Genomic DNA, 19,541 nt, shown 5'->3' on the forward strand with positions numbered 1-19,541 from the left:
CTCACGGTGGCAGGTCGTGGTGTAGATTTCAACGGGCGATGAAAAGACGGTCGGAGAGCAGACCGGCGCCGGCGAGCAGACCGACGCGGACGGGCACGCAGACGCCGGCGAGCAGACCAACGCGGACGAGCAGACCGGCGCCGGCGAGCAGACCGACGCGGACGAGCAGACCGGCGCCAACCGGCGCCGGCGCGGCGCGTGCGGGGGCGCGGCGGCGGGGGCCGCGCGGGGACGGGGCGCGGGAGGCGATCCTGGCGGCGGCACGGGAGCAGTTCGCGGCGCGGGGCCTCGACGGGGCGACGATGCGGGCGATCGCGGCTGCGGCCGGCGTCGACGTGGCGCTCGTCTCGTACTACTTCGGCTCGAAGGCCGACCTGTTCGTCGCCTCGCTGCAGCTGCCCGTCAACCCCGCCGACGTGATCGACGGGCTGCTCGCCGACGGCACGGACGGGCTCGGCGAGCGGCTCGTCACGCGGCTGATCGCCGTCTGGGACGAGCCGGCGAGCGGCGGCCCGCTCGCCGACGTCCTGCGCTCGGCCGCGCCGCAGTTCGAGCTGCTGCGCGGCTTCCTCCAGCAGCAGATCGTCGCCCGGCTCGCGCGCGCGCTCGACGACCCCGACGCGGAGCTGCGCGCGACCGCCGTCGCCTCGCAGGTGCTCGGGCTGCTGCTGTCGCGCTACGTGCTGAGAGTCGAGCCGCTCGCCTCCGCCCCGCCGGAGCGCGTCGTCGCGCTCGTCGGGCCGACGCTCCAGCGCTACTTCGACGGCGAGATCGGCTGAGCGCGACGCGGCGGGCGGGCGGGCGGCGCGGCCGGCCGGTGCCGGCGCCGCGCGCCCGCTACCTGCAGCGCTCGGGCGCGACGTGGCGCTCGAGCGCGACCGCGAGCCGTCCGATCCGCTCGCGATCGCAGCAGTCCCAGCGCGCCTGCGGCGACAGGGTCGCCTGCTCGGTGACGTGGCGGACGAGCTGGCCGTCGGCGTCGCGGAAGCTGCCGATCACGCGGCCGACCGGCGTCGCGCCCCACGCCTCGTGGCAGTCGGTGCAGCGCAGCGCCGCGGCGAGCGCCGGGAAGCCGGCAGCGACCGGCAGGCAGCGCGCGTAGAGCTCGGCCAGCTCGACGTCGGCGACACCGGCCGACAGCGCCGCCTCGGCCTCCAGCTGCAGCGTCCGCAGGCGCAGCTCGACCTCGCCGCGCGGCAGCCCCTCGGCGCGGGTGCGCAGCTGCTCGACGCGGTCGCCGAGCTCCTCGACCGCCTCCAGCAGCTCGGCGACCTGCTCCTCCGACAGCACCAGCGCCGAGGTCGCGCTCAGCTCGGGGTCGACGCCGCGCACCAGCGCCAGCGCGTGCAGCAGCGCGACCTCGGTGCCGCGGAGCCGCTCGGCGACCTCCACCCACCGCGCGGTCGCGCCGATCTCGTACGTCTCTTCATCGCTCACCGCGGGCATGCTGGCGCAATCTTCCCGATAATGGTAGACCGTGCGGTAGTCCGTCCCGGACCATCCCCCTTGCAGCGGGGATGACGTTCGCAATAGTGTGAACGGAACGCGACCGTTTCTGGGGCGGTCGCTGCCGCTGGGCAGGAGGGATCCGGGAGCGCGCCAATGGGGGTGGGAGGTCGGTGAGGTCGAATGTGAGCGGCGCGGTGCTGAGCCTCGTGATCGAGCGGCCGAGCGTCGGCGCGAGCGTCTGCCGCCGCTTCGAGGCGCGCTACCGCGGGCTGCTCGGATCCGGCCGCCAGCACATCTACGACGCGTTGATGCGGCTCGTCAGGGACGGGCTGCTCGAGCGCGTCCCGCGCGAGCTGTTCGACGAGCTCGCCGACGAGGACGCGCGCGGCGCGATCACCGACGGCTACCGCGCGACGGCGGCCGGGGCGCGCGCCTACCGCGGCTGGCTGACCGAGCCGATCGAGCCCTCGAAGCTGTCGCGCCAGGAGACGCTGATCCGGCTCGCCTCGACGCAACCGAACGACCGCGCGACGGCGCTCGCGCTGATCGACCGCTACGAGCAGGTGATCCTGCGCCTGATGCAGGGGACGCCGCTCGAGGTCGGGAACGTGATGGACGAGCTGGTCGCCGACGAGCGGACCGACTTCGCGCAGGCCGAGCTGCGCTGGATCGCGCGGACCCGCGACAAGCTCGGCGACGGCTGATGGCCGCGCTGCTCGAGCTCGACGGCGTCACGCAGCGGTACCCGCGCGGCGCCCGCGGCCGGCACGAGCGGGTCGCGCTGCGCGACCTCTCGCTCGCGCTCGGCGCCGGCGAGCTCGTCGGCGTCTGGGGGACGCGCCACTCCGGCCGCTCGACGCTGACGCTCCTCGCCGCCGGGATCGTGCGGCCGAGCGAGGGCGCCGTCCGCTTCGACGGCGTCGACCTCGCGCGGCGGCCGATGCTCGGCCTCCGCGGCGGGATCGGCTGGTGCGACAGGGCGTTCGACCCGGTGATGGCGGCGACCGTCGTCGAGCACGTCGCGGCGCCGCTGCTGAGCGGCGACGTCTCCAACCGCGCCGCGGAGCGCACCGCGATCGACCGGCTCGAGCGCGTCGGCGCCGCCGGTCTCGCCGAGCTCGAGCCCGACGAGCTGGACGCCGCCGAGACGACGCGCGTCGCGATCGCGCGGGCGATCGTCACGCGGCCGCGGCTGCTGGTCGTCGACGAGCCGACGACCGGCGTGCGCGCGACGCAGGAGCGGCCGCTGCTGAGCGTGCTCCATGCGCTCGCGCGCGAGGAGGGCGTCGCGGTGCTGATGACCGCCGACGACGCCGCTGCGCTCGCCGGCGTCGACCGCGCGCTGTCGCTCAGCGGCGGCCTCCTGCGCGGCGCCGCCGACGGTCCGGCCGGCGACCCGTCCGCGGGCGCGCCGGAGCCGGCCGACGGCCGCGTCGTGCCGCTGCGTGCGCGGGAGGCGCGCTGATGCTCGAGCTCGACCGCGTCGTCAAGCACTACCGCTCCGGCGGCGAGGTCGTGCGCGCCGTCGACGACGTGACGCTGACGGTCGCCGGCGGCGAGATGGTCGCGCTCTACGGGCCGAGCGGCTCGGGCAAGACGACGCTGCTGCAGCTCGCCGCGGCGCTGCTTACGCCCGACGCCGGCAGCGTCCGCTTCGACGGCCGCGACGTCGGCGCCTTCGGCGGCGACGAGGCCGACGACTACCGCCGCCTCGACGTCGGCTTCGTCTTCCAGGAGATCGAGCTGTGGCGAGGCGTCTCCGCGCAGGAGAACGCCGCGCTGAAGCTCGTCGCCGACCCGGTGCCGTGGAAGCAGGCGCGCAAGCAGGCGGCCCGCTGGCTCGAGCGGGTCGGCCTCGGCCACAAGCTCGACGAGGTCCCCGAGCACCTCTCCGGCGGCGAGCGGCAGCGGGTCGCGATCGCGACCGCGCTGGCGAACGAGCCGCGGCTGATCCTCGCCGACGAGCCGACCGGCAGCCTCGACAGCAGACGCGGTCGCGACGTGCTCGAGCTGCTGCGCGCGATCGCCCGCGAGCGCGGCGCGGCCGTCCTGCTGGTCACCCACGACCCGCAGGCGGCCGAGATCGCCGACCGCGTCCACACGCTCCGCGACGGCATGCTGCTGTCCGAGGCCCCGGAACCGCCCCTCCCCGCCCGGCGGGCGCTCGACGCCGCCTCCTGATGCGCCTCGGCACGCTCCCCCGCGGCGCCGGCCGCCTCGTCCAGTTCTACCTCCGCCGGCTGCGCCGCCAGTGGCCGCAGGAGCTGCTCGCGGGCGCCGGCATCGCGATCGGCGTCGCGCTCGTCTTCGCGGTGCTCGTCTCCAACAGCAGCATCACCGGCTCGGCGCGCGAGGTCGTCGAGGGGATCACCGGCAACGCCAGCATCCAGCTCGCCGCCCGCGGCGGCAGCGGCTTCGACCAAGCGACGGTCGAGCGGGTCCGCGCGCTGCCCGGCGTCAGAGAGGCGGCGCCGCTGCTGGAGCAGCGCGCGACCGTCGCGCACGGCGGCCGGCGCGCGGCGGTCCAGCTGATCGGCGTCGACGACCGCCTCCCCCGCTTCGGCGGCGTCGCCGCCCGCAACTACCAGCTCGGCGGGCTCGTCCTGCAGCCGGGCCTGATCCTGCCGCGGCGGATCGCCGACGAGCTGGCGATCCCGGCCGCGGCCGACGGGACGCCGCTGCCGCGGATCGCGGTCGACGTGCGCGGCCGGCGGACGGCGACGATCGCGACGGCGGTCGTCGGGCCGGCGATGATCGGCCCGCTCGCCGACTCGATCCTCGTCGTCGCCTCCCTCCCCTACGCCCAGCGCCTGACGGGGCTGGAGGGCCGCGTCACGCGCGTGCTGGTCGAGCCGCTGCCGGGCCGCGAGCAGCAGGTCCGCGCCGGCCTGGAGGCGGTCGCCGACGGCCGCCTCTACGTCGGCGGCGTCGACGACGAGACGCGGCTGCTCGAGCAGGCGACGGGGCCGATCGACCAGGCGACCGGCCTGTTCGCCGCGATCGGCGCCTTCGTCGGGCTGCTGTTCGCCTTCAACGCGATGCTGCTGACCGTGCCGGAGCGGCGCCGCTTCGTCGCCACCCTGCGCAAGCTCGGCTACCGCCGTGCGCGGATCGTCCAGATCCTTGGCTTCCAGGCGGTCGCGCTCGGCGCCGTCGCCTCGCTCGCCGGGCTCGCCGGCGGCTATCTGCTCGCTCGCACGGTGCTGAGCGACACGCCCAGCTACCTGACCTTCGCCTTCCCGATCGGCATCCGCACGATCGTGCCGGCCGGCGTCGTCGCCGCCGCCTTCGCCGGCGGCGTCGTCGCCACCTGCCTCGCGGCCGCGCAGCCGCTCGCCGACCTGCGCCGCGGCCGGCCGATCGACGTCGCCGCCTCCGAGCGCGGCGAGCAGGGGCAGGCGCTCGGCCCGCGCGCGCAGCGCACGCTCGCGTTCGTCGCCGCCGCGCTCGTCGCGGTCGGGACGCTGCTCGCGCTGCTCGTTCCCGGGCTGACGCTCATCGGCGCCGGGGCGCTCGCGGCCGCGACCGTGCTCGCGGTGCCGGCCGCGCTCGCGCTCGCGCTGCGGCTCGGCGACGTCGCCGCCCGCCGCATGCAGCGCGACGGACCGGGCGGGCGCGGGAACATGCTGCTGGTCGCCGTCCGCGAGCTGCGCGCGACCACGATCCGCTCGCTCGCGCTGGCGGCGACCGGTGCCGTCGCGATCTTCGGCAGCGTCGCGATCGAAGGCGCCCACAGCAACCTCGTCACCGGCCTCGACCGCAACTTCGCCGACTACCTCGACGGCGCCGACCTGTGGGTCACGACCGGCGGCGACGAGAACAGCCTCACGACGCAGGCGTTCGACGGCGGCGCCGCGCTGCGGCGGGCGCGGGCGGTGCCGGGCGTCGCCGCCGTGCGCCCCTACCACGGCGGGATGCTCGACCTCGACGACCGCCGCGCGTGGGTGATCGGCCGCCCCGCCGAGGACCGCTCGCTGATCCCGCGCAGCCAGCTGCTGGAGGGCGACCTCGAGCGCGCGAACGGGCAGCTGCGCGCCGGCGGCGCGGTCGCGCTGTCGAAGGCGATCGCGGACAGCCTTGGCGCCGGCCTCGGCGACGCCGTGGCGCTGCCGACGCCGTCGGGGCCGAGACGGTTCCGCGTCGCGGCGATCGTGACGAACCTTGGCTGGGGGCCGGGCGCGATCGTGATGCGCGCCGCCGACTACCGCCGCGCCTGGCGCAGCGACGACCCGACCGCGTTCGAGGTCGACCTGAGAACCGGCGCCGACGTCGCGACGACGAGAGGGGCGCTGGAGCGGGCGCTGGCGCAGCCGGCGCTGCGGGTCCAGACGACGGCCGAGCGCGAGGCGCAGTTCCAGGCGCTGGCGCGGCAGGGGCTGGAGCGGCTGACCGACATCTCGACGCTCGCGCTGATCGCCGCCGCGCTCGCGATGGCCGCCGCGATGGGCGCGGGGATCTTCCAGCGCCGCGTCACCTTCAGCCGCCGCCGGATCCAGGGCTACCGGCCGGCGAAGCTGCGCCGGATCCTGCTCTACGAGGCGACCCTGATCCTTGGCACCGGCTGCCTCGCCGGCGCGCTGCTGGGCGCCTACGGCCACCTGCTCGCCAACCGCTTCCTGCAGGACACGACCGGCTACCCGGCGCCGTTCGCGCTCGCGCTGCCGCAGACGGTCGCGACCTGCCTGCTGGTGCTGCTGGTCGCGCTCGCGCTGACCTCGGTCCCGGGCTGGCTCGTCTCCCGCACGCCGCCCCAGGTCGGGCTCGAGACGGGGACGTGACGGCGGCGGCTCCGCTCAGCGCTTGGTCGTCATGACCGGCGTGCCGGGCGGGACGTTGCGCGCCATCCAGTTGACCGGACGGTTGTCGATGCGGATGCAGCCGTGCGAGCGGGCGCTGCCGAGCGGGTCCTTGAAGCTGTCGCCGGCGCGGCCGTGGATCGCGACCCGTCCCGGCCCGCCGCCGTAGCTGAACAGCACGTTGGAGAGGCTCGTCAGCGACAGCGCCCATGGGCCGAGGAAGGCGCGCGGGTTCGGCTGGCGGTTGCGCTCGTAGATCGCCGCGAGGCCCAGCGGCGTCGGCGTCCGCTGTCTCCCGACGACGGCGCGCGTGCGCAGCACCCGCCGGCCGTTGCGGAAGACCGTGACGGTGCGGGAGCGGACACCGATCTCGACCCAGTAGGGCGAGTAGCCGATCGTCACGTGGTCGCGCGGTATCCAGCCGGTCGTGCCGTTGGGCCGCACCGGCAGCAGCACCTTGACCCACTCGACGCCGTCGCGGACGGCGGCGTCGAGCACGAGCAGGATCTGCGACTGCCCCGACCACGCGGTCGCGGTGCCGACGCGCCGGCCCTTGCGAGGCTTGTCGAGCGCCGCGCGGGCGAAGGCCGGCGCGACGATCCGCGCGACCGTCGCCCCTCGCGCCCGCGACGGCGGCGAGACGCGCAGCGGCGGCTCCTCATCGACGGCCTCGCCCTCGTCGTCCGCCTCCGTGTCCTCGCCGTCGTCGACCGACGCGGCGGCCGCGAGCGGCGGCGTGATCGGCTCGCGCGGCGTCGGCGGCGCGGCAGCGGCGACGGCCGCCGCCGGCGCGGCGGCGACCGCGGCCGCGGCGACGGCGAAGATCGTCAACAGCAGGGAGATCGTCCGTGACCTCATCGCGCGAAACGTTACCGGTCGCTCCGGCTCGCAGCCCGCCGGTCGCCGGCGATCACCGCGGTGAATTGACGCGCCGCTTCGCCGCCGCGAGCGCGAGGATCGGCCGCAGCACGAGCGGGTTCAGCGCCGCGACGACCTGCCGGGCCGCGGGTCGCGCATAGGCGCCGTGCGCGCCGGCGGCGGACAGGTAGAAGCCGGCGACGCCGATCGCGATCACGCGATGGCGGCGGCGGTGGCGGAGCCCGGCCGTCGCGGCGACGCCGTCGGCCGCAATCGCCGCGAGCCGCTCGGCGGCGGTGCCGGCGGAGTCGTAGTAGCCGACGTAGCTGTGCGCGCCGGTGCGGCGGTCGGCGTCGTAGTCGATCAGGCTGTCGAGCAGCGTCGCGAGCGCGCAGATCGACGGGAAGTAGGCGGCGTCGAGCCGGCGCGCCTCCGCCGTCGTCACGCGCGGGTCGGCGGCGGCCGCGAACAGCGCGTGGACCGACAGCGAGGCGGCGGCCCCGGCGGTCAGCTCCCACCACGCGTAGCCGCGGTCGTCGGGGAGGAGCGTCGCCGCCCATTCGCGCAGCTGGCCCGGGCCGCGCGAGGCGACCGCGTGCGTGCGCGACTGGGCGCCGCCGCAGCGCGCCGCGGCCGCCACCGCCAGCGGCCGCACGACGTCGGCGCTGGGGAGCCGCGCGAGCGCGGCGCGACAGGCGGCGGCGAGGTCGTCGAGGTAGCCGCCGTCGCCCTCACCGGCGCCGACGGGATGGGCCGCGTAGTAGGGCTCGGGCGCGAGCGCCGGGTCGAGCGCGACCTGCAGCGCCCGGAACAGCTGCAGCCCGTTGGCGAGCTGGTCGTCGGCCGGCTCCTCGGAGACCGCGTCGAGGTAGTCGAACATCACCGCGAAGGCGACGGCCAGCTCGACGAGCGGCGCGACGTGCCGGCGCGGCGCGGTGACCGCGAAGACGGCCGCCGCGTGCGCGTGCAACTGCTCGTCGCGCAGCTTCTCGACCGCCGTCGCTCGCAACGCGGGGTCGGCGATCCGCTCGGCCCGTGCATGCCAGCGGCGCAGCTGGCGGCGCACCCGCCACGAGATCGACAGGTAGTACCGGCCGACGACGGCGACCATCGCGCCCGCGTCGCGCACGTCTCTCATGAACGCAGAAGTTTGCATACGCCCATGTTCGCGTCGCGCTCACCTCCGCGGGGGGAATGATCCCCGCTGGACCGTGGATCGGCCTGCAGGAGCGGGCATGTGCGGCGCGCCGGAGTTCAGGGCGCGGGGCGGGCGGGCGCGGGCGCGCGATACGGGCGCACGGGCGCGGGCGCGCGGGGCGGTCCCGGGCGCGCGGGGGCCGGGCGTGCCCTGCGCCGCTATCCGCTCGCGCGCGGCAGCCTGATGCGCACCGGGCCGTGGTCGGTCAGGCCGATCGTCAGGACGCTGTCGTCGGGGAAGACGGCCTCGACCTGCGCGAGCAGGCCGTCGTCGGCGTCGACCCACCAGGTCGTGTTGCCGTCGGCGCCGTAGCGGTAGACGTCGACCGCTCTGTCGTCGAGCGTCTCGTGGCGCAGGAGCCGGGCGTCCTGGTCCTTGATGTTGGTCGTGTTGTCGATCGTCTCCGCCGACAGCAGGTTGATGAAGCGGATCGCCGCGTGGACCGGGTCGCCGTCGGGGTCGGGCGCCTGCGCGACGTAGCTGCGGGATCCCGGCTCCGCCTGCGCGCGGACCGATTCGCGCGTCCACGCGTAGCGGCGCTCCTGGCCCTGCGGGTCGCGCAGCGTCATCTCGCCGCGACCGTCTCTGAAGTCGACGCGCCCCTCGACGACGACGGTCGCGCCGTGGACGGGGATCGAGCCGGCGATCGTCGCGCCGCCCCGCTGCCAGTTCTGCTGGAGCACGCGCGCGAGCACGAGCGCCTGCTCGTCGGTCACCGGTCTGCCGGAGGCCGCCAAGGTGGCCGTCGTCGCGACGCCCTCCCCCGTGCGAGCCCCGTCACCGTCGCCGGAGGAGCCGCCGCAGCCGGCGGCGAGGAGCGCGCAGCAGATGAGCGCCGCGAGCGCGGCGGGGGCACGTCGCGCCGCGACGCTCATCTGCCGGCCTCCGGGCGCCCGACCGCCGGCGCGGCCGGCGCGGTGCGGGCTCTCGGCATGTTCGGCTGCGCCGGCGGCGCCGGCACGGTGCGGTAGTCGACCTGCGGCGGCACCGCGATCCGCGGCAGCCTGCCGACGCCGATCGCCTCCGCCTCGCCGCAGCGCGTCGCCCGTTCGAGGCCCGCCGGCGAGCTGGTGCGCGGCCGGTTGCCGGAGAAGCAGTTGCCGCCGGTCGTCCCGTTCGTCTGCAGCGCCAGGTCGAGGCGGTTGCCGGCGAGGCGGTTGTCCTCGATCCGGTTGCCCTCCGCGGTGTACGTGTCGCTGTCAAGCACGACGATCCCGACGGCCCGATGGCCGCGGACGCGGTTGCCGCGCACGACGTTCTCGCGCCCGCCGTTGATCACGATGCCGGCGCCGAAGCCCTGCGAGCCGCGCGGCGCGCCCTTGTCCTGGTTGTCGAACACGTCGTTGTCCTCGATCGTCATCTCCACCTGCGGCGCGGCGCGCTCCTTCGTCAGCGAGTTGACCTGGATGCCGACGCGGTTGCGGCGCGTGAGGTTGTCGCGCACGACGACGTCGCCGCCGGCGTTGGTGAACTCCAGGCCGACGTGGTTGAGCTCGGTGACGCTGTCGGTCACGAGCGCGTTGCACGGCTTGCAGCGGCCGAGGTAGATGCCGCTGTCGGGATGGCCGGAGGCGTAGACGTGGTCGAAGCGCCCGTGCTGGACCCCGAAGGCGTAGACGCCGTAGAGCCCGTTGTCGTAGGCGGTCAGGTACGACCCGCGCCACCCCTGCGTGTAGCGGCCCTCGGCGGCGTAGGCGCCGTCGGTGAACCAGACGACGCCGTTGACCTGGTAGTTGCGGACGGTCAGGTTCTCGACCGCGACGCCGCCGGCGGAGACCTTGATCCCGTCGGCCAGCTCGTGTCTGCCGTCGAGGATCACCTTGTTGCGGTCGGCGCCGCGGATCACCACGTCGGGATGCTCCTCGTCGACCTCGACCGCCTCGTGGTAGACGCCGGGCGCGATCAGCACGAGGTCGCCGGGCCGGCTCGCGTCGACGGCCGCCTGGATCGTCGCGTAGCTCGACGGGACGTTGAGGACGCGGCCGCTCGCCGCGGTCGCGCGCTCGGTCGCCGGCGGCGGCGCCGCGGCGGTCGGGGCGGCGGTCGTGCCGGCGTCGTCGCCGTCGCCGCTTCCGCATCCGGCGACGACGAGGGCGGCGATCAGCGCGATCAACGGGCCGATTCGGGTCAACTCAGGAGCTCCTCTCCGATGTGCTCGCCCCGTCCGGGCGCCGGCGGGACCGCGTAGATGCCGCCGGCGGTGTGGACGAGGTAGCGGTGCAGCTCGTCGTCGCGCAGCATCCGCGCGAGCATCGGCGCGACCTGGCGGGCCGGGTCGGCCGCGAAGCAGACGAACGCCATGCCGGCGTCCTGCTCGCCGTCCGCGGTCGCGCCGTCGTCGTAGTTGTAGGCGCGGCGCAGGATCCGCGCGCCGTCGTTGGCGTCGGGATGGGCGAGCCGGACGTGCGAGCGCGGCGGCGCCGCGGCGAGCGCCAGCGGCGTCGTCTCCCCGCCTCCGGTCAGCGGCCCGCCGCTCGCCTTGCGGCGGCCGATCGCCCGCTCCTGGACGTCGAGCGGGCTGCGGTCCCACGCCTGCATCCGCATCCGCACGCGGCGGTAGACGAGGTAGGTGCCGCCGGCGAGCGGCCCGCCGGCCGGCAGCCACACGTGCCGCACAAGCGCGGCGGCGTCGTCGGGCGCCGGGTTGACGGTCCCGTCCTTGAAGCCGAAGAGGTTGCGCGGCGTGCCGCCGGCGGCTGGCCGCGAGAGGAAGCCGTGCTGGGTCCACCGGCGCCGGGCGATCCCGAGCGCGGCGTTCGTCAGCTGGTGGACGGCGTGGAAGACGACCTGGCGGTCCTCCCCGCGCACCTGCAGCAGCAGGTCGCCGCCGCCGCGAGCCCGGTCGAGCGCCGCCTCGCCCGGCAGCGGCGTCGCGAGCCCGGCCGGGCGGCGCTGGGCGAAGCCGTAGCGATCGTCGAACAGCGAGGCGCCGAAGCCGACGGTGATCGTGAGGCCGGCGCCGTCGAGGCCGGCCCGCTCGCCGGTGTCGTGCCCGGTCGACGCCGCGCCGACGCCGGCGTCGGCCGCGCCGTCGCGCGCGCCCCCGCACAGCGCGACGATCAGCGCCGTCCAGTCGCGCAGCAGCCGCGGGACGTCGGCGCGGTCGGGCGTGTGGAGGTCGAAGGCGGCGAGCGTCAGGTGGGCCTGCGGCGGCGTCGCGATCCCCGCCTGCCGCGCGCCGTCGAACGGTCGCGCCGGCGGCCGCGCCTCCGACCGCGCGCCGCCGGCGAAGTGGATCGCCCCGCCGCCCGCGAGCGCGCCGACGGCGACGCCCGCCAGCGCCTCGCGCCGACTCACGCGCGGCGCGCGCACGCGCCTTCCTTCGTCCCTGCCGGGGCCATCCGACGCGACGGTACCTGGCCGGACCTCATCTTCCAAAGGACCGCGAAACGGCTGCGACCTTCGAGGGAGGCCCGCCCCTCGCGGCACGCCGGACGGCCGTCGCGCGCCGATGCATGAGCGCGATCAGCTGCGCGCGCGACCGCACGCCGCACTTGACCATCACGCGCGTCATGTGCGCCTTGACCGTCGCCTCCGCGATCCCGAGCGCGGCGGCGATCTCCGCGTTGGTCGCCCCGTCGGCGGAGCGGCGCGCGACCTCCCACTCGCGCACCGTCAGGCCTGCGCGCGGGACGCCGGCCGGAGGCGCCGGCGGGCGGGCATGGGCGCGCAGCAGCAGCGGCTCGGCCGCCGCCTCGACCAGCGGCTGCAGCCCGAGCAGCTCGGCGACCGCGCGCTCCCGCAGGCAGTCGGAGCGGCGTGCTCGCGCGATCCACACGAGCCCGGCGGCCCGTCCGTGCACGCGCACGACGAGGACGAGCGGCGCCGACCACCCCGCGCCGGCGGCGAGGCCGTCGATCCGGTCGGCACGGGGATGGACGGCCTCCGCCGTCGCCACGTCCCACGTCTGCGGCTGGCGCGCGAGATCGCGGACGAACTCCGGCGCGAACAGCGCCGCGTGGAGCATGCGCGCACGCTCGCCGGCCGGTCCGCCGGCGGAGGCGTCCGCGAACGCGACCTCGCCGCGCACGACGGCGCCCCGGCCCGAGAGGGCGGCGTAGCCGCCGACGACGCCGTCGATCCGCTCGCGCGACCACCGCAGCAGCGCTTCGAGCAGCCGCTCGGCGGTCGCGGCGTCCTCCTGCGGGGTCTGCCACGGCGGCTGGGCGGCGGGCGCGAGGCGCCGCGTCACGTCCCGCCGCGTCCGCGCACCGAGCTTGAGCAGGATCTTGCGGGTGTGCGACTTCACCGTCTCGATCCCGACGTGCAGCGCACGGGCGATCTCGGCGTTCGTCGCGCCGTCGGCGATCATGCGCGCGACCTCGCGCTCGCGGGCGGTCAGCGCCGCCACGAGCCGGTTCTCGCCGAGGACGTCGCTCGTCGCCTCGACGTAGGCATGCTCGACCAGCGGCTGGAGCGCGTCGAGCACGGCCAGCTGGCGCGGCGTCCAGCCGCGGCTCCGCAGCGACCGCCACAGCGTGATGCCGCCGACCAGCCTGCCCTCGGCGCGCACCAGCAGACGGGCGTCGTTGACGACCCCGATCCGCCGGTAGGCGGCGGCGAGCTCGGGCCGGCGCGCGACGGCGAGCGGGAGCCCGCCGACGTCGTCGAGGGTCGCGGTTCCCCGGCCGCTCGCGGACAGCGCCGCCGGGGCGAGCGGGTCGAGATCGCGCAGCGCATGCTTCCAGCGGGCGACCGCCGCCACCGCGGTCGGCGGTGAGACCGGCATCCAGACGATCGAACGCCGCAGCTCGCCGGCCGCGCCGGTGGTGAAGAAGGTCGCCGCCTCGGGGCCCAGCTGCCGCGCGACCGCGTCGAGCGCGACGGCGGCCGCCGCGCCGGAGGGGCTCTCGAGCCGGGCGTCGGCCGCATGCACGACATGCGGCAGCCCGCTGCCCGTCCCCTCCGGGCCTCCGCCCGACCGCGCCGCGGCGCCGCCGGGCGCGCCCCCATCCGCCATGCGCGTCCCGTCCCTTCGTCTTGTCGAGCGCGCTGCCCGTGACGGATGCGGATTCCCTGCCGACGCCGCCACGGAAGGGCCCTCCCGCTGTCGCGGGACGGTACCGGACACGACAGTCGGACAGCGACTCCGATTCACGTTTTCACCTGGGTGAATTCGCGCCCGGCGCGGCGCCCTCGACGGCGGTGGGCCGGTCGGCGATCTCGCCGCGCACCGGGTCGAGCAGGCCGCGGGCGCGCGCGACCGCGACCGCCTCCGCGCGCGAGCCGACGCCGAGCCGGCGGTAGATGCGCCGCAGGTGCGTTCCGACCGTGTCGGAGGAGAGGTAGAGGGCGGCGGCGATCTGGCGGCGACTCAGCTCGCTGGGCAGCAGCGCGAGCACCCGCCGCTCGGCTCTCGTCGGGCTGGTCCCGAGCAGCTCGTCGCCGTCGCGCGCCAGCGCCGCCTCTACGGCCGCGAGCCGCGGCTCGACGATGCCGGCGTCGAGGTGGTCGTCGACGATCGCGCGGGCGGCGGCGGCGCTCTCGCGCGCGGCGCAGCGCTCCCCGCGGTCGAGCTCCAGCTCGGCGCGCAGCAGCAGCGTCAGGGCGTCGTGGAGCGAGCCGGGGACCCGGCGCGTCAGCCGCGCGGCCCGTGCGAGCTCGCGCTCGGCGTCGGCGCGCAGGCCCGCGGCGCGCGCGACGGCGGCGACCGCCTGGTGGACGTAGGCGTGGTCGAGCGCCGGCGCCTCGCCGCGGACGTGGGCGAGCGCCGCGCCGGCGTGGGCGAGCGCCCGCTCCTCCCTGCGGTCGTCGACGGCGACGAGTGCGAGCGTCGCCAGCGCCCACCCCCGGTGGCGGCCGGCCGTCGCGTCGAGATGGGCCTCCAGCAGCGACCGCGCCGCGCCGCTCTCACCGGCGAACCAGAGCGCCATGCCGAGGTTCGCCGCGATCGCCGCGCGCGCGGGCAGCGGCTGTTCGCGGACGCGCGCGAACAGCGCTCGCCCGCGCTGCACCGACTCGGCGACGCGGCCGAAGAACGGCAGCGTGAGGCAGCGCTCGACCAGCGCCTCGACGCCGGGCGCGTCTGAGCGGTCGCGCAGCGCGCGGAAGCCGGCGTCCAGCTCCGCCGGCGAGAGGGCGCCGTCGAGGCCGCCGGCGAGCAGCCCGAGCGCCCGGCAGTAGGGGCCGAACTCGCCCCGCTCCGGCGGGATCGCGTCGATCAGCCGCCGCACCGTCGCGTAGCGGCGCGCGCGCATGAGCGTCTCGCCGTGGCGGTGGACGAGGGCCGCGGCGGCACGGCCGTCGCCGGCGGCGCCGGCATGGGCGATCGCCTCCTCGACGCGGCCGCTCGCATCCAGCCAGCGCGACGCGCGCAGGTGCAGCGCGCCGACGAGCTGCGGCTCCCGCGCGTGCAGCTCCCGCCGCAGCAGCTGCGCGAGCAGCCGGTCGCAGCGGAGCGACCCGCCGGCGCCGTCGTGGTCGGCGTCGGGCTCGGGGTTGCTCGCGACCAGGTTGGAGCGGCGCGCACGCTCGAGCAGCTCGCCCGCGGCGGGGGCGTCGAGCACGGCGGCGCAGAGCGACGCGTCGAGCCGCGCGAGGATCGAGGTGCGACGCAGGAAGGTGCGCAGCTCCGGGTCGAGCTGGTCGAGCAGCTCCTCGCCGAGATACGCGTCGACGTCGGCGCGGGAGCGCGCGAGCGCCTGCCGGAAGCGCGCGTCGTCGGGCTCTGGCGGCAGCGAGTCGGCGACCAGCGCCAGGCCGGCCGGCCAGCCGCCGACGCGCTCCTCGACGGCCGCGAGCTGCTCGCGGCTCAGCGCGAGCCTGAGCGCGCCGTTCAGCAGCCGCTCGCTCTCCGCCGGCCGGAAGGCGAGCGTCCGCGGCCCGACCTCGGTCACCGTCCCCGCCGCCCGCCGCCGCGCAAGCCGCAGCGGCGGCGCCGACCGCGTCGCGACGACGACGCGCGCGCCGGGCGGGAGCGCGTCGATCAGCGCCTCCAGGAGGCGATGGCAGGCCGGCGCGCGCACGTGCTGCAGGTCGTCGAGGACGAGCGCGAAGCCGTCGGCCGACGCGGCCGCCTCCAGCCCGTCGAGCAGACGCGGCAGCACCTCCTCGAACGGGTCGGCGTCGTCGCGCAGCGCGCGCTGCGCCTCGACCGCCGCCTCCGTCTCGACCGTGCCGAGCGCCGCCGCGAGGTGCGCGAGCAGCCGTCGCGGGTCGTCGTCGCCGGCGTCGAGCGACAGCCACGCCGTCGGCTGGTCCGCCGACTCGACCCACTGCGCGAGCGCGGTCGTCTTCCCGCAGCCGGCCGGCGCGCAGACGACCGTCAACGGCCGGCCGCCGCCGGCGTCCAGCGATCTCGTCACGCGGCGCCGCGCGATCGTCCGGCGGTGCGGGCGCGGCACCCGCAGCTTGGCCTGGGTGAGGAGCGGGAAGGTCATCTCGCGGGCACGTCGCGGGTTCGGTACCCCGCGCCCCCCTCCGAGCGGCGAGCCGTGCAGCATCGCCCGTCGAAACCCTGGTCAATGCTGTGCGACCGGGATTCGGCTGCGACCTCCGAGGGGCGACCTTCGGGTGATTGTCGTCCCGACCCGTTGCGCTCGTCGTCGTTGTGCCGATACCTGATCCGCATCGACAGTCCCTGACCAGAGGGAGACCAAGGGTGCAGTCAGGCACGATCACGCGGCACGCCTGCGATGGCGGCCGCCGGCAACGGAAGGGGGCCCATGCGCCCATCGACGGATAGGCGACGGACCGCCCGCTCGCGGATGCGCGACGGCGCCGATGCCGTGCTGCGCGCACGGCGGCGCACGCTCGTGCCCCTGGCCGCCGCGGCGGCCGTGCTGGTGCTGCCGGGCGTCGCCGGGGCGGCGACGGTCAGCGGCACGGCGTTCGAGGACTTCAACGACAACGGCGTGCGCGACAGCGCACCGGTCTTCGACGCCGGTGTCGGCGGGATCGCCGTCACCGCCTACGGCCCCGGCGGCGCCGTGCTGGCCAGCAGCACGACGGCCGCCGACGGCAGCTACAGCCTCAACGTCCCCGATCCGGCCGCGCGCGTCCGGCTCGAGTTCACCGGCCTGCCGGCCGGCTATCAGCCGGCGCGCCATGGCGCGAGATCGGGCACGACCGTCCAGTTCGTCGACCTCTCCGGCGGCGACGCGACCGGGATCGACGTCGGCGTGCTGCAGCCGGCCAACTTCTGCCAGGACAATCCGCAGCTGGCGGTCGCCTGCATGCAGTTCGGCGCGCGCGACGGCGATCACGCCGGCGACACCGCGTTGCGACTGGTCGCCGACGCGACCGCCGACAACGAACCGCCGGTCGGCGGCGGCTCGCAGGGCAGACTGCCCGGCGAGGTCGCGGGCGCGACCTACGCGCAGATCGGCTCGGTCTTCGGCGTCGCCAACGTGCAGGGCAGCGGCTTCGCCTACTCCTCGGCGTACACGAAGCGCCACGCCGACTGGGGCCCGGGCGGCGCCGGCGCGATCTACCGCACCGATGTCGGCCAGGCCAACGCGGGCACCCCGAACGCCACGCTCTTCTTCGACGTCAACTCCCTCCCGAGCAGACCGGCCGGGAGCGCGACGCGCGGGACGAACGGCTGGGTCCGCGACAGCGACTCCTTCGACGCGGTCGGCACCACCGGCCTCGGCAACCTCGTCGCCAACGGCGACGGCTCGGCGCTCTTCACGGTCGGCCTCGGCAGCCGCGAGCTGATCCAGGTCCCGATCCCGGCCGACGGCTCCACGCCGACGGGCGCGAGAACGTTCGCGATCCCGAGCCCGTGCGCGGTGCCCGGCGACGCTCGCCCGATGGGCCTCGGCTTCGACAAGCCCGGCAACGTCCTCTACGTCGGCGGCGTCTGCTCGGAGGCGAGCAGAGGCGATCCGGCGCCGAGAGCGGCGAGCGCCGACCTGTCGATCTACGTCTACGCGTTCGATCCGGCGACCGGGACGTTCAGCTCCGCGCCGGTCCTCGACGTGCCGCTGCCGGCCGACCGGCTCTGCACCTGGCGCTCGGCCGCGAGACCGTTCCCCGACCCCGCGTGCGGCGTCGCGAGCGCGACCTGGCATCCGTGGACGAGAACGTTCACGGCGACGCCGAGCTACGCCCAGCCGATGCTCTCCGACATCGCCATCGTCGGCGACGATCTCGTGCTCGGCTTCCGCGACCGCTGGCCCGATCAGATCGGGGCGAACTCACTGTCGCCTGACGGCAGCACGGCCGAGAACGGCGTCCAGTCCGGCTACGCGCTGCGCGCCTGCGCCAGCGGCGGCGGCTTCGCGCTGGAGAGCAACGGCGTCTGCGGCGACGTGACCGCCGGCGGCTGGCGCGGCATCGCCGACGTCGGCCCCGGCGACGGCCTCTTCTACTGGGACCAGGACTACAACCACAACCCGGTCGTGCCGCCGCAGGGCGCGCACGACTACACCGGCGTCGGCGGCCTGCTCCAGATCCCGGGCGCGGTCTCGCTGCGCCAGACGGCACAGGACGCGGCGAACGTCTGCCCGGCGGGCATGGCGACCAACACCTGCCCGACGGCCGAGGGCCCGAACTCGTCCGCCGGCGTGCTGTACCTCAGCAACAGCGACGGCTCGCGCGACAAGGGCTACAACCTCTACACCCAGGACGGCACCAGCCCAGCGACTGCGACCTTCGGCAAGTCCAACGGCCTCGGCGACCTCGAGGCGCTCTGCGACGCGGCACCGATCGAGATCGGCAACTACGTCTGGTTCGACGCCAATCGCGACGGCGTGCAGGATCCCGACGAGACGCCCGTCGCCGACGTCGTGGTCGAGCTGCTGGACGCTGCCGGCAACGTGATCGCGACGACGAGAACCGACGCCAGCGGCCAGTACTGGTTCGACGAGTCCAACGTGCCGGGCGCGATCCAGCCGCACACCGACTACACGGTGCGGATCCCGCTCGACCAGCCGGCGCTCGAGGGCTGGACGCCGACCGCCGACCACACCAGCGACGCGCTGCGCGACTCCAACGGCGTCGTGTCGGGCCGCTACGTGATCGACCCGCTCAGAACGGGCGCGGCCGGCCACAACGACCACACGCACGACTTCGGCTTCTTCTGGTTCAACGTCTCGATCAGAAAGGCCGTCTCGTCGCCGACCGCGAAGATCGGCGACACGATCACGTACACGCTGACAGCCAGAAACGACGGGCCGTCGTGGGCGACCGACGTGGTCGTCACCGACACCCTGCCCAGACAGCTCGAGCTGACGGGCGCGACGACCAGCCAGGGCACCTGCACGACGGCCGGCAACGCGCTCCGCTGCGAGCTCGGCACGCTGCGGCCGGGTCAGGTCGAGACGGTCACCGTGACCGCGGTCGTGCACAGATCGGGCACGATCGTCAACACCGCGGTGATCAGATCGCCGGGTGACAGAGACCCGAGCGACAACGAGGATCCCGAGGAGGTCAGAGTCCCTGAGCCCGACCTCTCGATCGTGAAGAGAGCGTCGGCCGCGACGGTCCAGCTCGGCCAGACGTTCACGTACACGCTGACGGCGAGAAACAACGGCCCGGGCGTGGCGAGAGACGTCGTCGTGCGAGACCGAGTGCCCGCGCAGCTGGCGGTCGTCTCGACGAGAACGCCGGTCGGCACGTGCGCGACCAGCCGCGCGACGGTCAGATGCGAGCTGGGCGCACTGGCCGAGGGTCAGGCGGTCCCGGTCACGATCACCGTCCGCGCGGTCAGAACGGGCAGAACGGTGAACGTCGGCATCGTCGAGGTGCCGCCGACGCCGGAGGAGCCCAACCCGCCGAGAGACCCGAACCCGAGAAACGACAGAGACGCGGCGAGAGTCGTCGTCAGAAGAGTCACGCTCGGGCTCACCAAGACGGTCAACCGCAGAGTGTTGCGGGCCGGCCAGCGCGCGACCTTCACGATCAAGGTCCGCAACCCGAGCCGCAGAGCGACGCTGCGCAACGTGCGCACGTGCGATCGCCTGCCGGCCGGGCTGGCGTTCGTGAAGGCGACGCCGAAGGCGAAGCTCAGCAAGGGCCGCTACTGCTGGACGGCCAAGACACTCAAGCCGCGCCAGAGCAAGGCGTACCGCATCACCGTGCGGGCGCTCAACGGCTCGGGCGGCAAGCGCGTCAACCGCGCCACGGCGACCGCCCGTGACGCGAACACCAGACGGGCCAAGCGCGCCGTCCGCGTCATCGGCGGCGCCGTCAGCCCGGCAGGAGGCGTCACCGGGTAGCGCCGCCGACCCGAGGACGATCGCAGCATCGAACCGGCCGGGCTCGCGAGAGCCCGGCCGGTTTGCGTTCCGGGGCCG

The 19,541-nt window shown here is 75.8% G+C and carries 14 protein-coding genes; 6 read left to right on the plus strand and 8 right to left on the minus strand.

Annotated features, from left to right (window positions below):
• The first annotated feature begins 38 nt into the window (after positions 1–38).
• Positions 39–779 (plus strand): TetR/AcrR family transcriptional regulator, encoded by a 741-nt coding sequence (locus BDZ31_RS19005; protein WP_183344050.1) that lies wholly within the window; start codon positions 39–41, stop codon positions 777–779.
• A gap of 58 nt (positions 780–837) precedes the next feature.
• Here the strand turns inward: BDZ31_RS19005 and BDZ31_RS19010 are convergent, their stop codons facing one another.
• Positions 838–1,437, minus strand: a complete 600-nt coding sequence (locus tag BDZ31_RS19010; protein WP_183344052.1) for a hypothetical protein — start codon at positions 1,435–1,437, stop codon at positions 838–840.
• A gap of 182 nt (positions 1,438–1,619) precedes the next feature.
• Between BDZ31_RS19010 and BDZ31_RS19015 the strand changes: the two genes are divergently transcribed.
• From BDZ31_RS19015 to BDZ31_RS19030, 4 genes are read left to right on the plus strand one after another with little or no spacing between them, the layout of a single operon-like run.
• Positions 1,620–2,153 (plus strand): helix-turn-helix transcriptional regulator, encoded by a 534-nt coding sequence (locus tag BDZ31_RS19015; protein ID WP_183344054.1) that lies wholly within the window; start codon positions 1,620–1,622, stop codon positions 2,151–2,153.
• Positions 2,153–2,914 (plus strand): ATP-binding cassette domain-containing protein, encoded by a 762-nt coding sequence (locus tag BDZ31_RS19020; protein ID WP_183344056.1) that lies wholly within the window; start codon positions 2,153–2,155, stop codon positions 2,912–2,914. The genes BDZ31_RS19015 and BDZ31_RS19020 overlap by 1 nt, the downstream gene beginning before the upstream one ends.
• Positions 2,914–3,630 (plus strand): ABC transporter ATP-binding protein, encoded by a 717-nt coding sequence (locus tag BDZ31_RS19025; RefSeq protein ID WP_183344058.1) that lies wholly within the window; start codon positions 2,914–2,916, stop codon positions 3,628–3,630. The genes BDZ31_RS19020 and BDZ31_RS19025 overlap by 1 nt, the downstream gene beginning before the upstream one ends.
• Complete coding sequence (locus tag BDZ31_RS19030; RefSeq protein ID WP_183344060.1) at positions 3,630–6,227, plus strand: ABC transporter permease; 2,598 nt, start codon at positions 3,630–3,632, stop codon at positions 6,225–6,227. Before BDZ31_RS19025 ends, BDZ31_RS19030 begins: the two co-directional genes overlap by 1 nt.
• A gap of 15 nt (positions 6,228–6,242) precedes the next feature.
• On the opposite strand, the gene BDZ31_RS19035 is transcribed toward BDZ31_RS19030, so the two are convergent.
• The 7 genes from BDZ31_RS19035 to BDZ31_RS19065 form a co-directional block, all read right to left on the minus strand.
• Positions 6,243–7,103: a L,D-transpeptidase gene (locus tag BDZ31_RS19035; protein ID WP_246345496.1), complete on the minus strand. Its 861-nt coding sequence runs from the start codon at positions 7,101–7,103 to the stop codon at positions 6,243–6,245.
• A 52-nt stretch (positions 7,104–7,155) separates the two neighbouring features.
• Positions 7,156–8,241 carry a DUF2600 family protein gene (locus tag BDZ31_RS19040; protein WP_221243179.1) on the minus strand — a complete coding sequence of 362 codons (1,086 nt, stop codon included), beginning with the start codon at positions 8,239–8,241 and terminating at the stop codon, positions 7,156–7,158.
• A 218-nt stretch (positions 8,242–8,459) separates the two neighbouring features.
• Positions 8,460–9,176: a hypothetical protein gene (locus tag BDZ31_RS19045; RefSeq protein WP_183344064.1), complete on the minus strand. Its 717-nt coding sequence runs from the start codon at positions 9,174–9,176 to the stop codon at positions 8,460–8,462.
• On the minus strand, positions 9,173–10,432 hold the full coding sequence (locus tag BDZ31_RS19050; RefSeq protein WP_183344066.1) for a right-handed parallel beta-helix repeat-containing protein: 1,260 nt from the start codon (positions 10,430–10,432) through the stop codon (positions 9,173–9,175). Before BDZ31_RS19050 ends, BDZ31_RS19045 begins: the two co-directional genes overlap by 4 nt.
• Positions 10,429–11,613, minus strand: coding sequence for a Dyp-type peroxidase (locus BDZ31_RS19055; protein ID WP_183344068.1), 1,185 nt, complete (start codon positions 11,611–11,613; stop codon positions 10,429–10,431). The genes BDZ31_RS19050 and BDZ31_RS19055 overlap by 4 nt, the downstream gene beginning before the upstream one ends.
• Before the next feature lie 55 nt (positions 11,614–11,668).
• On the minus strand, positions 11,669–13,261 hold the full coding sequence (locus tag BDZ31_RS25125; RefSeq protein WP_183344070.1) for a helix-turn-helix domain-containing protein: 1,593 nt from the start codon (positions 13,259–13,261) through the stop codon (positions 11,669–11,671).
• 142 nt (positions 13,262–13,403) lie between these two features.
• A complete protein-coding gene (locus tag BDZ31_RS19065; protein WP_183344072.1) occupies positions 13,404–15,680 on the minus strand; it encodes a helix-turn-helix transcriptional regulator in 2,277 nt (758 codons plus the stop codon).
• 285 nt (positions 15,681–15,965) lie between these two features.
• Between BDZ31_RS19065 and BDZ31_RS19070 the strand changes: the two genes are divergently transcribed.
• On the plus strand, positions 15,966–19,463 hold the full coding sequence (locus BDZ31_RS19070; RefSeq protein ID WP_246345500.1) for an SdrD B-like domain-containing protein: 3,498 nt from the start codon (positions 15,966–15,968) through the stop codon (positions 19,461–19,463).
• Positions 19,464–19,541 lie beyond the last annotated feature (78 nt).

The organism is Conexibacter arvalis, assembly GCF_014199525.1.
Taxonomy (GTDB): Bacteria; Actinomycetota; Thermoleophilia; order Solirubrobacterales; family Solirubrobacteraceae; genus Conexibacter; species Conexibacter arvalis.